Here is a 14632-nt window from a genome sequence, read left to right on the forward strand (position 1 = left end):
GAATCAGTAGTGTGGGCACCCTAGCAATGGGCAGTATATGATCAAGATAATATTTAGCTGACGCACGATGAGGTGAGTATGCCTTACCCCAAGAGCCATAAATCGAAAACCAAAGAGCGCATTTTGGCGTCGGCGACCGAGCTATTCAGCCGCAACGGGTTTCAGAAGGTATCAATTGGCCAGATCATGAAGCTGGCGAAGATGACTCACGGCGCCTTTTATGCCCATTTCGCGTCAAAAGAGGCCCTCTACCATGAATCCGTACGCCTGACCATCGATAACAGTCGGGCCGCTAGACTGGTAAAAGGCCCTCTTTCGTTAAAACACCTGACCGAGTTAGTCGATAATTACTGCAATCTCCAAGAGCTGGAAGCGAAGCATAAGCCTGGGCCCGAAGCGGTGCTGTTCAATGAAATAGGCAGTGAAAAAGCCGAAATCCGTACCCTGTTCGAAGCGTCTTACATGAGTATGAAAAAGATGCTCGAAACGCGGTTGATGGCGCTTAGTAAGTTGAAACAACTTCCCTTTGCCGCTGATCGCAACGCGATTGCGGATAAGTCGCGGGTAATATTGGCATCTCTAGTGGGAGCCGTGGCGATTGCGAAAAGTCTACCTAGCGAGGCAGAGCGCAAGCAGGTATTGATCGCCACACAGCGCCAGATTCTACTCATGCTCGGGATCAGTGACACCGAGGCCGAGCGTATGTTGCAAGCGCAGTAAGACGTTACTCTCCTGAACGGATCGCCAGGATGCTGCTATGGCCGGCACTGCCATTGGCACATAACGGCAGCCGGTGATTTAGGCGGTGGCCCAAGACGAAGCGGGCAAAAAACTGGATAATGGCCGCCATTCGCCTGATGCGTTGGCGCTCAGGCACACTCATTATTCTGGACGCCCGCCCATGGAAATCAAAGTTAACTACCTCGACAACCTCCGCCTGGAGTCCAGGTTCGACGATTTTACGGTCATCTCCGACCAGCCGATTCGCTACAAGGGCGACGGCTCGGCCCCCGGCCCGTTCGACTACTTCCTGGCCTCGTCGGCCATGTGTGCCGCTTACTTCGTCAAGGTGTACTGCAACGCGCGCAATATCCCCACCGAGAACATTCGCCTCTCGCAAAACAACATCGTCGACCCGGAAAACCGCTACAAGCAGATTTTCAAAATCCAGGTCGAGCTGCCGGAGGATATCTCGGAAAAGGATCGCGAAGGCATCCTCCGCTCCATTGATCGCTGCACGGTGAAGAAGGTCGTGCAGACCGGCCCGGAATTTCAGATCGAGGTGGTCGAGAACATCGACGAGGATGCTCAGGCGCTGCTGATGGGCGCGCCGGAAGGAGGCTGCACCTACATCGAAGGAAAAGACCTACCGCTGGAGCAGACCATTGCCAACATGAGCGGTATTCTGGCCGACCTCGGTATGAAGATCGAGATTGCCTCCTGGCGCAATATCGTGCCCCACGTGTGGTCGCTGCATATCCGCGATGCGGCGTCCCCCATGTGCTTTACCAACGGCAAAGGCGCGACCAAAGAGAGCGCGCTTTGCTCGGCGCTGGGCGAGTTCATCGAACGCTTGAGCTGCAACTTCTTCTACAACGATCAATTCTTCGGTGAAGAGATCGCGGGCAGCGCGTTCGTACACTATCCCAATGAGAAGTGGTTCAAGCCCGGCCCGAATGACGAGCTGCCCGAGGAGATTCTCGACGAGCACTGCCTGGCGATTTACAACCCGGAAGGCGAGCTGGGTGGCTCGAACCTGATCGATACCAACTCGGGCCGCGAAGATCGCGGCATCGTCTCGCTGCCGTTCGTGCGCCAGAGCGATGGCGAAACGGTCTACTTCCCCTCCAATCTGATCGAAAACCTGTTCCTCAGTAACGGTATGAGCGCGGGCAATACCCTGGTGGAAGCCCAGGTACAGTGCCTTTCAGAGATTTTCGAGCGGGCGGTGAAGCGAGAGATCCTCGAACAGGAATTGGCCCTGCCCGACGTGCCTCAGGAGGTGCTGGCCAAGTACCCCAGTATCGTCGAGGGCATTAATGCCCTGGAAGCTCAGGGCTTCCCCGTGCTGGTGAAGGATGCCTCCATGGGTGGGCAGTTCCCGGTGATGTGCGTGACGCTGATGAACCCGCGCACCGGCGGGGTATTCGCTTCCTTCGGTGCCCACCCAAGCTTCGAAGTGGCGCTGGAGCGCAGTCTGACCGAGCTGCTCCAGGGCCGCAGCTTCGAAGGCTTGAACGACCTGCCGCTGCCGACTTTCAACTCGCAAACGGTGTCCGAGCCGAACAACTTCGTCGAGCACTTCATCGACTCGGTGGGCGTGGTCTCCTGGCGTTTCTTCAGTGCCAAGCCTGATTTCGAGTTCAGCGAGTGGGACTTCTCCGGCAGCAACGAAGAGGAAGCCGAGACCCTGTTCGGCATTTTCGAGGAGCTGGGGGCCGAAGTGTACATGGCGGTGCATGAAGACCTGGGCGCACCGGTATGCCGTATTCTGGTGCCGGGCTACTCCGAGGTGTACCCCATCGAAGACCTGATTTGGGATAACACCAATAAGGCGCTGGATTACCGCGAGGACATCCTCAACCTGCACCGCCTGGACGACGAGCAGCTCACCGATCTGGTCGAGCGCTTGGAAGAGAGCCAGATGGATGACCACGCCGATATCATCACGCTGATCGGTATCGAGTTCGACGAGAACACCGTGTGGGGCCAGCTGACCATTCTGGAGCTCAAACTGCTGGTCTACCTGGCCCTGCAGCGCCATGAAGAGGCGCTGGACTGCGTGCAGATGTTCCTCCAGTACAACGACAACACCGTCGAGCGCGGCCTGTTCTATCAGGCGGTCAACGCGGTGCTGGAGATTGCCCTGGACGACGAGCTGGCGCTAGACGACTATCTACCCAACTTCAAACGCATGTTCGGCGAAGCCACCATGGAAGCCGTCGTCGGTTCGGTAGACGGCACGGTACGCTTTCACGGCCTCACGCCCACCAATATGCAGTTAGAGGGCTTGGATCGCCACCAGCGCCTGATCGAGAGCTACAAGAAGCTTCACGCAGCCCGAGCGGCTAAAGCGGGTCTCTAACGGCGTTTATGGGTGAGTAATATCGGTGATTAACGACAGCGGTGCGTGGCCTCATTGGTCCGCACCGTTTTTTATGTGATGCACTGTGGTGCAGCAATTGGCGCAGTGAGTGCAACCAACTGCATCGCTGCGCCAAATTTCATCCCGCCCTTGGCTTGGTACAACACTCTCCGCGCATCCCAATAGCACAAAGACGCGATCGTTAACGACGCAACTTACAACATAACGCTCAATAATAACGCGGAGAGTACTCCATGCTCGATATGCTCAATGACCTCCTCTGGGGGAAGGTGTTACTTGTTTTACTGGTGGGAGTGGGGATCGGTTTTACCGTTGCCTCCCGCTTCGTACAGTTTCGCTATTTTGGTGAAATGTTCCGCATCCTGGGCACAGGACAAGCCTTCAAGCGTAACCAGCACGGCCACTTGAGCTCGTTCCAGGCGCTGGTGCTGTCGGTGGCGGGTCGTGTGGGTGGCGGCAACATTGCCGGTGTGGCCGTGGCGATTACGCTGGGCGGTCCTGGGGCCATTTTCTGGATGTGGCTCGTCGGCCTAATGGGCATGGCCACCAGCTTTCTGGAGTGTACGCTGGCGCAAACCTATAAAGAGGCCGAGGGCGACGGCACCTACCGTGGCGGCCCGGCGTACTACATCGTCAAAGGCCTGGGCAAGCAGTGGCGCTGGCTGGCGGCGTTCTACTCGGTTCTGCTGCTGATTACCTTCGGTTTTGCCTTTACAGCCCTACAGTCCTATGCCGTTGCCACGTCCTTTGGCGATGCCTTTGGCGTGCCGGTGCTGTACAGCGGTATCGCGCTGGCCATGCTGGTGGGGCTGATCATCTTTGGCGGTATCAAGCGGATTGCCCGAATTTCCGAATTTTTGGTGCCGTTCATGGCCGTGGGGTACATCGCTGTGGCGCTGCTGGTCATTGCGTTGAACATCACTGAGATTCCTGGCGTGATCGCGCTGATCGTGAAGAGCGCCTTTGGTTTGGAGCCGCTGGTGGGCGGCGGTATTGGCGCGGCCATCATGATGGGCTTGAAGCGCGGCCTGTTCTCCAACGAAGCGGGCTTGGGCAGTGCGCCCAACGTGGCCGCCGTTGCCTACGTGCCGCACCCGGCCAACCAGGGGATCGTTCAGGCGTTCTCGGTGTTTATCGACACGGTCATCATCTGTTCGGCCACGGCGTTTCTGATTCTGCTTAGTGGCGTGTATGACCCGGCTGCTGGTGCGGGTGTCGAAGGTATTGCGTTGACCCAAGCTGCTCTGGCAGACCATGTGGGTGAGTGGGGCCGCACCTTCGTGAGCCTAGCGCTGCTGCTGTTTGCCTTCAGCACCATTTTGTACAACTACTACCTGGGCGAAAACAGCCTGAACTTCTTCAGCCGTGATAACCAGAATCTGTTCAACGCCTTCCGCGTGGCCATCGTGCTGCTGGTGTGCTGGGGCGCGACGACCGACCTAGGCACCGTGTTCGGTTTTGCCGACGTCACCATGGGCCTCTTAGCGGTCGTGAACCTCGTGGCGCTCATTCTGCTGTTCAAATGCGGTCTGCGCATTATGAAGGATTTTGACAGCCAGCGCCGTCAGGGCATCGAACAGCCGATTTTCGACGCCAACCAGCACCCGGATCTCGACCTGGACCCCAAAGCGTGGGAGCTGGAGCCCCAAGAGGCCGAAGCGCTAAAACAGCGCCTGGAAAGTGCGCTAGCGAAGTAAGTTCGCTTCTTTTCAGCTCATAAGGAGAACCCATGCCCCGCGTCCTCATCCTCTATACGGGCGGCACCATCGGTATGCAACCCTCGCCCCAAGGGTACGTGCCCAGCGCGGGGCTGGCCGAGCGCTTGGCGGCGCACTTGGCCGTAGGTGATCCTTATCGGCTGCCTGTCTTCGAGGTGGTTGAAATACAGCCACTGATCGACAGCGCTGAGCTGATGCCCGAGGCGTGGAATCGCCTCGTGGCCGTGCTGGAAACGCACTGGCAGCGTTACGATGCGCTCGTCATCCTGCACGGTACCGATACCATGGCCTACAGCGCGGCGGCGCTGTCGTTCATGCTCGGTGCGATTAACAAGCCGGTGCTCTTCACCGGCTCCCAAATTCCGCTGGGTGAGCCAAGAAGTGACGCGCTGAACAATGTGGTCAGCGCATTACAGTTAGCGGCTCATCCGGCAACGCCCTGCGAAGTGAGCCTGCTCTTTCATGACCGGCTACTGCGCGGCAATCGCGCCCGTAAGGTGCGCACGCAAGGTCTGGATGCTTTCGACTCACCCAACTTCCCTTGGCTGGCCGAGATCGGCATTGGCATCACCTTTCCCCAGCCCTCGGCGCTGCTCAGCGGGGAGCCCAACTTTGCTCCCATCGAACTCGATGACGAGGCGGTAGCGGTGCTATCGCTACACCCAGGCATGTCGCTAACGCGCGCAAAAGCGCTACTGGCAGACGACACGCTGAAAGGTGTGGTGCTACACAGCTACGGCGTGGGGAACCCGCCCAGCTTTGACGGTGCACTGCTCGACGCCTTGAAGGCAGCCCATGAGCGGGGCGTGGCGCTGCTCAACGTCACTCAGTGCGCTCAGGGGGAGGTCATTCAAGGCGCCTACGCCACCGGGGCGGCGCTCAATCAGGCGGGCGTGATCGCTGGAGGAGACATCACGCTGGAAGCCGCCGTGGCCAAGCTCATCGTTCTGCTTGGCCGTGGGCTTTCCGGGCCAGCGCTGCGCAAAGCACTCAGCGCAGCGATTCGTGGCGAACGGTCTTGCTGATTCAGCCAAAGAACCAGTAACACACCAGAATGGCGGTGGTGATGCCTGCTATATCGGCGACCAGGGCGCATCCCAACCCATGGCGAATGCGGCTAATGCCCACGGCGCCGAAGTAAACCGCCAGCACGTAAAACGTGGTTTCGGTGCTGCCTTGGAAGGTCGCGGCCAGTAGCCCAGGAAAGCTATCGACCCCAAAGGTGTTCATGGTTTCGATCATCATGGCACGGGAGCCACTGCCAGAAAGCGGTTTCACAAAGGCGGTGGGCAGCGCATCCACGAAGCGGATATCCCAGCCAATGCCCTCCACCAGCCAGCGGATACCGCCAAGCCCGGCATCCAGCACGCCGCTGGCGCGCAGCACACCCACCGCGACAAGCATGGCAATCAGGTAGGGCAGTAGGGTGATGGTAAAGCTCAGGCCCTCTTTAGCCCCTTCGATAAAAGCGTCGTACACCTTGACGCCGCGTAGCGCCCCAACCATCAAGAACAGTATCACGATGCTAAATAGCGTTAGGTTGCCGACCAGAGTAGACGCTGCCGCCAGTGCCTGGGCGGACATCCCGGCGAGTGTGGTCATCAGCAGGCCCAGCGCGAGTGCTGCGGCTAACAGATAGGCCAACACCACCGGCTGCCATAGTTTCAAGCGCTGCATGATCGCCACGGCTAACAGCCCTGCCAGACTGGAGGCGCTTGTCGCCAACAGGATCGGTAGAAAGACCAGCGTTGGCTCGTCCGCCCCTTGCTGGGCACGGTACATGAAGATCGTGACGGGCAGCAGGGTCAGCGACGAGGTGTTCAGTACAAGAAACAGAATTTGCGCATTGCTGGCGGTATCGCGGCTGGGGTTCAGGGTTTGCAGCGAGTGCATCGCCTTGATGCCAATCGGCGTCGCAGCGTTGTCCAGCCCCAGAATGTTGGCGGCAAAGTTCATGCTGATCAGGCCCATGGCTGGGTGGCCGCGGGGCACCTCGGGCATCAATCGGCAGAACAGCGGGTCGAGCACTCGCCCCAGCAGGCGTATCAAGCCCGCCTTTTCGGCAATGGCCAGAAACCCCAGCCACAGCGTCATGGTGCCCAGCAGCACCAGAATGATATCGACGCTGACCTTCGCCATATCGAACAGCGACTGCACTAGGCGGGCAAACACCTCGCTGTCGCCACCCACCAGCCACTGCCAAAGCGATGCCGCAAAGGCGGCAATGAAAAAACTTAACCAAATTCCGTTGAGCATGGCGGGTGGGCGTCCTTGGTGATGAATAAAGCAGAGCACTTGCTGCGTATCCTACCCAAGGAGCGCCCGTACGCGCTAACCCGACAGCGAAAGAAAAAACAGTATCAGCGGAGGCGACAGCAGCGACAGGATAAAACCGCTAACCACCGCAATCGGCACGCAGGCCACGCCGCCGTGCTGCTGTATGACGGGCAGGGTGAAGTCCATGGAGGTGGCCCCGCCGTAGCCAATTGCTAGCGCGGTGTGGCGGTGAATGACCAAGGGAATCAAAATGAACGCCAGCAGCTCGCGGGTGAGGTCGTTGAAGAACGCCACGCCGCCCATCAAAGGGCCGAGCTGGTCGCCAATCAGGATGGCCGACAGCGAGTACCATCCAAACCCAGAAGCCAGGGCCAATCCTTCGTTCCAGCTAAGCGAGAGCAGCGGCGCGGCGGCCAGTCCCGCCAGCAGCGAGCTCAGCGCCAGCGTGATGGCAATGGCAAGCCCCAAGCGGTTTAGCAAAATCTGCTTCAATGGCATGCCGGAGTTGCGTAACTGGCAGCCAATCAACGCCAACAGCAGGTAGAGCACCCACTCCGCCAGCCGGTCAGCCGTGGTGAATAGCGCCTCGCCAACCCTAGGCCCCAGCAGCAGACCTGCAGTGACACCCGCGGCGACCACTCCCACTAACATTAACGAGCCCTGCATCGCGGCGAGTTTACTGGTGGGGGCATCTTTCACCACTGGCGAGCCGCCCGCGCTGAGTCGTACCCGCCGTGACAGCCACCATAGCGCCGCTAGGTTAAATAGGGTGGTCATGCTAAACAGCAGCAGGGCATTGCCCCCCAAACGAGAGAGCTGGCTGCCTAGGTTGTCGAGACCGGCAAGGCTGATGCCCATCAACAGCAGGATCACATATACCGAGCTGCTAACGGCTCGGTTGATCAGGTTGAGTAAAGTTGATGAGCCAACGCGTACCAAGTAGCCCAAAAACAGCGGCAGTAAAACGATCAATAGGCCAGACAGCATTTAGGGCGCGTTATCCTCGGCAGGGGTGAACTGGGTCATGGTGAGCGTCGTTTGTCGGCGCCCCTCTTTTTCATAGGTGGCTGAGAGGATGAGCCCCGGCCAGTCAGGATGGAAGTTGATCAGCAAATGCCGATCGGGCTTTTCAGCATCGATCAGCGTGACCTGCTTGGCGTCGAACTCACCGGCAGGCACACGGGCTGTAGTGGGCTCGTTCACGAAGTACTGGAAGTGTTCGTCGCGCCCACGGTGATCCACGAAGTCGATATCGCAGGGGTTGCTCTCGGTGCAGCCTTCTGTGCCAGCCCGGCGGGAGAGGTCGAACAGGGCGGCTTGACGATCGATGGAGGGAATGTCGTCTTGGTTGAGCTGATAGCTGTCGCCGACGCCGAAGAGAGAGTAGCTGCTGTTATAAAGCAAAGAGTGTGTGTCGCCATCATCGATGTAGAAACGACTGCGCTCGTTACCTCGGGCGACGGCAATGGAGAAACTCATGTCGCTCAGCCAATGCGAGCCTTCATGCGTGAGCGTATGGGTAATGTTGGCGCTCGGCCAGCCGCGAATGTCAAGCCGGTACTGCGCCTCGAATGGCTGAGGAGAGGCCAAGGAAGCGCTGTCATCGGCAAGCGCGGCGGCGCTGGTCGTCATCAGCGCGGCAGTCAGTGTAGCGCCCATTAGGCCGTGCCGTGTGTTACGAGCGAATGTGTGTTGCAAAGGCTCTTCCTCCCTACAGTGTGTCGTCCTAAGAGCCTTTAGCAAGCGCTTGGTTCCTTGGGTGAGTATAGCGAGCGGGCTACTTGCCGTCAGTAGCCCAGCTTGGGATCGACGGTGGCGACCGGCTCTCCTGCATCGAAGGCATGCAGGTAGGAGATGACCTGGTCGATGGCATCGTTCAGCGGTGTGGGGGCCGCCATGTGAGGCGTGACGATGACCTTGGGGTGCCGCCATAGCGGATGGTCAGCGGGCAAGGGTTCTTTATCGAACACATCCAGTAGCGCGCCGCGCAGATGGCCTGAACGCTCGTCCTGACCCAACGCATCGAGCAGCGCCTGTTCGTCGATCAGGCTACCGCGACCTGGATTGATGACACTGGCCCCTTTAGGCAGTTGGGCCAGCCGCTCGCCGTCGAGAATGTGCCGGGTTGCCGCGGTGTCAGGCAAGATCGTCACCACGCTTTGTACTTGGCTCAACAGGTCGTTCAGACCCTCATCGCCATGTAAGCAGCGCACACCGTTGATGTGCTTGGGCGTTCGGCTCCAGCCCAAAACGGGGAAGCCTGCTTGCTGGAGTGCACTGGCGACGTAGCTACCGATGGCGCCCAGCCCTAATACGCCGACTGGCCAGTTTGCTTTATCCGGCACTGTCTGGGGCTGCCAACGAGCGCTGGATTGTTGCGCAGCGTAACGATCCATACTGCGATAAAAATACAGCACGCCGTAGAGCACATAGTCGGCCATCAGCTCGCTCATCCCGGCATCACGCAATTTGACGATGGGCACGTCTTTGGGTAGTTCAGGCGTCTTGAGCAAATGATCGACGCCGGCTCCCAGGTTGATAATTCCCTTCAGCTGGGTTTGTTCCTCGAAGAGATGCGCGGGCGCTTTCCACACCGCGAGGTAATCGGCATTGGCGCGCTCACTAGGGGGAGCGTCGCTCGTCACGACGTCCGCGTGGGGTAGCGCTTGGGCAATGGCGTTCTGCCACTGGGCCGCGTCGTCGATATGCACGACAATTTTCATATGATCTCCTCGTCATCTAGCCAATGCCGTCATTCACTATCATGGGTGAGAGTCTTACGAGTTCGCAACCCGTAGAGCGCCTTGTGCCAAGGAGTAAGAGCGCTGTTAACACCTCGATGTATACAACGTTAACGGCATATGAAATTTTTGTCATAAAGGTTTTGACCGGCAACCAAGGGTGGGTGCTAGTATCGGCTTAAGACGACATTGGCGGGCCAACAGCGGCGGTGGCCAGGTCGATCCTGTGGCCCAGTGCGGCATGTCCTTGCGGCTCGCGCTGGTTCTTAGTGATCTTTGATGGCGAGTTGCCCGATGACTGAGGTTTCCCTGCCTTTCACTCGTGAAGAGTATGCAAACCGCCTTTGGAAGGTGCGTACCGAAATGGCCGTTCGCGGCATCGATGTACTGATCGTCAGCGATCCCTCCAACATGGCGTGGCTAACCGGCTACGATGGCTGGTCGTTTTATGTTCACCAGTGTGTATTGGTAGGGCTGGAAGGCGAGCCGGTGTGGTTTGGGCGACGTATGGATGCCAACGGCGCGCTGCGCACCTGTTGGATTCATCCAGACAACATTACCTACTACCCGGATTACTACGTACAGAACCCCGACATGCACCCGATGGAGTATCTGGCGCAGTCGATCATGCCCGACCGCGGTTGGCACACCGGCGTGGTGGGTATGGAGATGGATAACTACTACTTCTCTGCTAAAGCCTACCAAAGCCTGCTCAAGGAGCTGCCACACGCACGCTTCATGGATGCTAATGCGCTGGTCAACTGGTGCCGGGCGATCAAGTCACCGCAAGAAGTCGCCTATATGCGCGTGGCGGCCAAAATCGTCGAAGGCATGCACTCACGCATTCTAGAGGTGATCGAGCCAGGACTGCCGAAGAGCAAGCTGGTGTCTGAAATCTATCGCGTCGGTATCGAAGGCTTCGTGGACGAGAACGGCAAGGTGTTTGGTGGTGACTATCCGGCCATCGTACCGATGCTGCCCACCGGTAAAGACGCCGCTGCTCCACACTTGACCTGGGACGACACGCCCTTTCGCAGCGGCGAGGGCACCTTCTTCGAAATTGCCGGGGTGTTCAAACGCTACCATGCCCCCATGTCTCGGACCGTGTTTCTCGGCACGCCGCCCACCGACTTCATCCGCGCCGAGTCGGCCTTGCTGGAAGGCATCGAGCACGGATTGGCGGTGGCCAAACCCGGTAACCGCACGGCCGATATCGCCATGGCGCTGGGCGCGGCGATGGACAAGTACGGCTTTGACCGCGGCGGCGCACGCTGTGGCTACCCCATCGGTATCTCTTATCCCCCCGATTGGGGCGAGCGCACCATGAGCCTACGCCCGTCGGACGAAACGATCCTGCAGCCCGGTATGACGTTCCACTTCATGCCAGGCCTGTGGGTCGATGACTGGGGGCTGGAAATTACCGAAAGCATACTGATTACCGAAGACGGCTGCGAAACGCTGGCAAACTTCCCCCGCCAGCTGTTCGTCAAGTAGCTGCGTGACAACACAAGGGACACACAATGACGCTTCAACCGAACTCACTGCGCCCAAGCCCTATTGCTGCCACCGTTGATTTCGACGCCGACGGCGTTCAGCACGGCTTTTTAAAACTGCCGATCTCCACCGATGAGTCGGCCTGGGGCGCGGTGATGATTCCCGTCACGGTGGTGAAAAACGGCGAAGGCCCCACGGCGCTGTTGACGGGGGGGAACCACGGCGATGAGTACGAGGGGATTACCTCCCTACTCAAGCTCTCTTCGACGCTCAAAGCAGAGGACGTGACCGGCCGCGTCATCATCGTACCCTGCATGAACACCCCGGCGGTCATGGCAGGCAAACGCACCTCGCCGATGGACAAGGGCAACCTGAATCGCAGCTTTCCCGGTGACCCCAACGGCACGGTGACTTCGCAAATCGCCGACTACTTCACCCGCGTACTGGTGCCCATGAGCGATGTGGTGCTCGATCTGCACTCCGGCGGCCGCACGCTGGATATCCTGCCGTTTGGTGCCTCTCATGTGTTGGATGACAAACAGCAGCAGCAGGCCGCCTTGGAAGGTGCCAAGGCCTTTGGTGCGCCTTACGCCATGGTGATGTTCGAGCTGGATGCCGAAAAGCTGTTCGACACTGCCTGCGAGCGCCAGGGCAAAGTGTTTGTAGCCACTGAGCTGGGCGGCGGCGGCACCTCTACACCGCAAAGCATCGCCATTGCCGAGCGTGGCGTACGCAACTTCTTGATTCATTACGGCCTAGTAGCGGGTGATGTTGAGATGCCCGAAGGTGGGCAGATGTACCTCGATATGCCCGATGCCAGCTGCTACGTTCAGAGCCAACACTCCGGCGTGTTGGAACTGTTAGTGGCCCTGGGGGATGAAGTGAAGAAGGGTCAAACCATCGCCTATGTCTACGACATGACCCGCAGCGGCACGGCTCCGGTGGCCTACCAAGCTGAGCGTGACGGCATTCTCATGGCTCGCCGTGCGCCGTCACTGATCAATATGGGGGATACCCTGGCGGTGATCGCCGATGTTGTCGAACGCCTGGAGGCGTAGCCCCCGGCATGATGAAACTGGACCGTTTTGATCTCAAAATCCTTGATATCCTCTCTCGGGATGGGCGAATCACCAAATCCAAACTGGCCGAGGCGATTAACCTGTCCGTTAGCCCCTGCTGGGAACGGGTGAAGCGCCTTGAAAAGGCTGGGGTGATCGAGGGCTACACCGCGCGCATCAATGCCGACGTGTTGGTACCGCGCAACCCCGTGTGGGTGCAGATCGAACTCAAACAGCACAACGCCGATAGCTTTGCCCGCTTCGAAGCCCTGGTGATGCAAACCCCCGAAGTGACCGAGTGCGTGGCCGTCGGCGGCGGGGTGGATTATCTGGTCAAGTTCGAGGCCCGCAGCATCGACAGCTATCAGCGCCTAATGGATAAGTGGCTGGTCTCCGAGGCGGGCATCGAGCGTTACTTCACCTATATCGTGACGAAAACGGTCAAGCATCAGCCCATCGGCATCGATACCAGCGCCGCACTGTAGCTACGTTTATTGGCTGCCAAAAAAAACCGATTTAAATCGTCCTGCCACAAAAAAAGTGCCGGAAATCTCCGGCGCTTTCGAAAACACTTCGTGATGGTTCTCCCTTACGCTAGGCACATAGATTCCACACGGCCTTAACCGCCGTTAATGGCTCTTTCGATGTACACGGTGTGTCGCCGTTGGCTGGCTTCACCGTACTGGCTGCACCTGGGGAGATACTCATGACCACACTATCCACCACGCTCGTGAAACGTCTGGAAGATCCGCGCCTGTTTCGGCAGTACGCCTATGTGAATGGCAAATGGACCCATGGCGAGGGTGGCCGCGAAGAAGCGGTGGTTGACCCCGCGACGAATGAGGCCATTGGTCATATTCCTCTGCTAGAGGCGGCTCAAATCACCGCGGCGGTGGACGCAGCGGAAGCGGCCTTCGTCCACTGGCGCGCCCTGCGCGCCGATGAGCGTTGCGAACGCCTGCTGGCGTGGTACGACCTGATTCAAGCCAACCGTGAAGACCTGGCCACTATCATGACGCTGGAGCAGGGTAAACCGCTGCCGGATGCTCGTGGTGAGGTGGAGTACGGTGCCAGCTTCGTGCGTTGGTTCGCCGAAGAGGGCAAACGCACCTACGGCGAAACCATCCCAAGCCACATTCCCAATGCATCGCTCGGCACCATCAAGGAGCCGGTGGGCATTGCGGCGATGATCACACCCTGGAACTTCCCGCTGGCGATGATCACCCGTAAAGCCGCCGCTGCGCTGGCCGCAGGCTGCCCGGTGATCGTGAAGCCCGCCAACGAGACGCCTTTTTCGGCACTGGCGCTGGCCGAGCTTGCCGAGCGTGCGGGCATTCCGGAGGGTATCTTCAACGTGGTGTTGGGTGACCCTGCGGAAGTCTCCAAGATTTTATGCAGCGAACCGCGCATTCGTGCGCTCTCGTTCACCGGCTCCACCCGCGTGGGCCGCCTGCTCATCGAACAGAGCGCCAATACGGTAAAACGTCTTTCGCTGGAGCTGGGTGGTAACGCACCGTTCATCGTTGGACCGGATATGGACCCGAAAGAAGCCGCCTATGCGGCGGTGGCCGCGAAGTTCCAAACGGCGGGGCAAGACTGCCTAGCGGCTAACCGGATTTTGGTGCACGAATCGATTCACGATGAGTTCGTGGCCCAGTTCACCGAGCGTATGGCGTCGCTTACCGTGGGTAACGGCCTGCACGGCGAAGTCGACCTTGGCCCGCTCATTCATCGCCAGGCAGTGGAAAAGGCTGCTGCGATTGTGGACGATGCCATTTCGAAAGGTGCCACCCTGATCGCGGGTGACCAAAGCCAAGCGCCGGGCGATAACTTCTTCATGCCGGTGCTGCTGACGGGCGTAACGCCGCAAATGAAAGTATGGCGGGAAGAGAACTTTGCCCCCGTGGCCGGCATTACCGCTTATAGTAGCGACGACGAAGTGATCGAGATGGCCAACGACACCGAATATGGTTTGGCTGCGTATATCTATACCCACGATATTCGCCGCATCTGGAAGCTGATGCGCGCGCTGGAGTACGGCATGGTGAGCGTCAACTCGGTGAAGATGACCGGCCCGCCCGTGCCTTTCGGCGGCGTCAAACAGTCCGGCCTTGGCCGTGAAGGTGGCGCGACGGGCATCGATGAGTACCTGGAAACGAAGTACTACTGCCTGGGGGCGCTGGGTTCCGTATCGGGTAGTTAAATATCGCCATTGTGCATGGCTGGATAGGGGCACAC

General features: G+C 58.9%; 12 protein-coding genes. 8 read left to right on the plus strand and 4 right to left on the minus strand.

What is annotated here, in order from left to right; genetic code table 11:
* Nucleotides 1-78: 78 nt before the first annotated feature.
* The 4 genes from FHJ80_RS07825 (at nucleotide 79) to FHJ80_RS07840 (ending at nucleotide 5849) form a co-directional block, all read left to right on the plus strand.
* A complete protein-coding gene (locus FHJ80_RS07825; RefSeq protein WP_139526455.1) occupies nucleotides 79-720 on the plus strand; it encodes a TetR/AcrR family transcriptional regulator in 642 nt (213 codons plus the stop codon).
* 181 nt (nucleotides 721-901) lie between these two features.
* Entirely contained in the window at nucleotides 902-3085 is a 2184-nt protein-coding gene (locus tag FHJ80_RS07830) for an OsmC domain/YcaO domain-containing protein (protein ID WP_139526456.1), read from the plus strand.
* A 254-nt stretch (nucleotides 3086-3339) separates the two neighbouring features.
* A complete protein-coding gene (locus FHJ80_RS07835; RefSeq protein ID WP_139526457.1) occupies nucleotides 3340-4803 on the plus strand; it encodes a sodium:alanine symporter family protein in 1464 nt (487 codons plus the stop codon).
* A gap of 32 nt (nucleotides 4804-4835) precedes the next feature.
* On the plus strand, nucleotides 4836-5849 hold the full coding sequence (locus FHJ80_RS07840; RefSeq protein WP_139526458.1) for an asparaginase: 1014 nt from the start codon (nucleotides 4836-4838) through the stop codon (nucleotides 5847-5849).
* Between the two features lies 1 nt (nucleotide 5850).
* On the opposite strand, the gene FHJ80_RS07845 is transcribed toward FHJ80_RS07840, so the two are convergent.
* From FHJ80_RS07845 to FHJ80_RS07860, 4 genes are all read right to left on the minus strand, one after another.
* Nucleotides 5851-7080 carry a nucleoside recognition domain-containing protein gene (locus FHJ80_RS07845; protein WP_139526459.1) on the minus strand — a complete coding sequence of 410 codons (1230 nt, stop codon included), beginning with the start codon at nucleotides 7078-7080 and terminating at the stop codon, nucleotides 5851-5853.
* 75 nt (nucleotides 7081-7155) lie between these two features.
* Nucleotides 7156-8088 carry a lysine exporter LysO family protein gene (locus FHJ80_RS07850; protein ID WP_139526460.1) on the minus strand — a complete coding sequence of 311 codons (933 nt, stop codon included), beginning with the start codon at nucleotides 8086-8088 and terminating at the stop codon, nucleotides 7156-7158.
* On the minus strand, nucleotides 8089-8733 hold the full coding sequence (locus tag FHJ80_RS07855) for a hypothetical protein (protein ID WP_139526889.1): 645 nt from the start codon (nucleotides 8731-8733) through the stop codon (nucleotides 8089-8091).
* 155 nt (nucleotides 8734-8888) lie between these two features.
* Entirely contained in the window at nucleotides 8889-9824 is a 936-nt protein-coding gene (locus FHJ80_RS07860; RefSeq protein WP_139526461.1) for a glyoxylate/hydroxypyruvate reductase A, read from the minus strand.
* Between the two features lie 312 nt (nucleotides 9825-10136).
* On the opposite strand from FHJ80_RS07860, the gene doeA reads away from it, so the two are divergent.
* The 4 genes from doeA (at nucleotide 10137) to FHJ80_RS07880 (ending at nucleotide 14597) form a co-directional block, all read left to right on the plus strand.
* On the plus strand, nucleotides 10137-11336 hold the full coding sequence (gene doeA, locus FHJ80_RS07865) for an ectoine hydrolase DoeA (protein WP_139526462.1): 1200 nt from the start codon (nucleotides 10137-10139) through the stop codon (nucleotides 11334-11336).
* 26 nt (nucleotides 11337-11362) lie between these two features.
* Nucleotides 11363-12394: a N(2)-acetyl-L-2,4-diaminobutanoate deacetylase DoeB gene (gene doeB, locus FHJ80_RS07870; RefSeq protein WP_139526463.1), complete on the plus strand. Its 1032-nt coding sequence runs from the start codon at nucleotides 11363-11365 to the stop codon at nucleotides 12392-12394.
* A gap of 8 nt (nucleotides 12395-12402) precedes the next feature.
* Nucleotides 12403-12879, plus strand: a complete 477-nt coding sequence (locus tag FHJ80_RS07875; RefSeq protein ID WP_139526464.1) for an Lrp/AsnC family transcriptional regulator — start codon at nucleotides 12403-12405, stop codon at nucleotides 12877-12879.
* Nucleotides 12880-13100: 221 nt separating this feature from the next.
* Nucleotides 13101-14597, plus strand: coding sequence for an NAD-dependent succinate-semialdehyde dehydrogenase (locus FHJ80_RS07880; RefSeq protein WP_139526465.1), 1497 nt, complete (start codon nucleotides 13101-13103; stop codon nucleotides 14595-14597).
* Nucleotides 14598-14632 lie beyond the last annotated feature (35 nt).

It is taken from the genome of Halomonas sp. BL6 (assembly GCF_006228115.1).
In the GTDB taxonomy this organism is placed as follows: Bacteria; Pseudomonadota; Gammaproteobacteria; order Pseudomonadales; family Halomonadaceae; genus Vreelandella; species Vreelandella piezotolerans.

Excerpts from the sequence above, each read along its gene's own strand:
- FHJ80_RS07825 (WP_139526455.1), top strand. The coding sequence starts at position 79 with ATGCCTTACCCCAAGAGCCATAAATCGAAAACCAAAGAGCGCATTTTG.
- FHJ80_RS07855 (WP_139526889.1), bottom strand. The coding sequence starts at position 8,733 with ATGACGACCAGCGCCGCCGCGCTTGCCGATGACAGCGCTTCCTTGGCC.
- FHJ80_RS07860 (WP_139526461.1), bottom strand. The coding sequence starts at position 9,824 with ATGAAAATTGTCGTGCATATCGACGACGCGGCCCAGTGGCAGAACGCC.
- doeB (WP_139526463.1), top strand. The coding sequence starts at position 11,363 with ATGACGCTTCAACCGAACTCACTGCGCCCAAGCCCTATTGCTGCCACC.
- FHJ80_RS07840 (WP_139526458.1), top strand. The coding sequence starts at position 4,836 with ATGCCCCGCGTCCTCATCCTCTATACGGGCGGCACCATCGGTATGCAA.
- FHJ80_RS07875 (WP_139526464.1), top strand. The coding sequence starts at position 12,403 with ATGATGAAACTGGACCGTTTTGATCTCAAAATCCTTGATATCCTCTCT.
- FHJ80_RS07880 (WP_139526465.1), top strand. The coding sequence starts at position 13,101 with ATGACCACACTATCCACCACGCTCGTGAAACGTCTGGAAGATCCGCGC.
- doeA (WP_139526462.1), top strand. The coding sequence starts at position 10,137 with ATGACTGAGGTTTCCCTGCCTTTCACTCGTGAAGAGTATGCAAACCGC.
- FHJ80_RS07830 (WP_139526456.1), top strand. The coding sequence starts at position 902 with ATGGAAATCAAAGTTAACTACCTCGACAACCTCCGCCTGGAGTCCAGG.
- FHJ80_RS07845 (WP_139526459.1), bottom strand. The coding sequence starts at position 7,080 with ATGCTCAACGGAATTTGGTTAAGTTTTTTCATTGCCGCCTTTGCGGCA.
- FHJ80_RS07850 (WP_139526460.1), bottom strand. The coding sequence starts at position 8,088 with ATGCTGTCTGGCCTATTGATCGTTTTACTGCCGCTGTTTTTGGGCTAC.
- FHJ80_RS07835 (WP_139526457.1), top strand. The coding sequence starts at position 3,340 with ATGCTCGATATGCTCAATGACCTCCTCTGGGGGAAGGTGTTACTTGTT.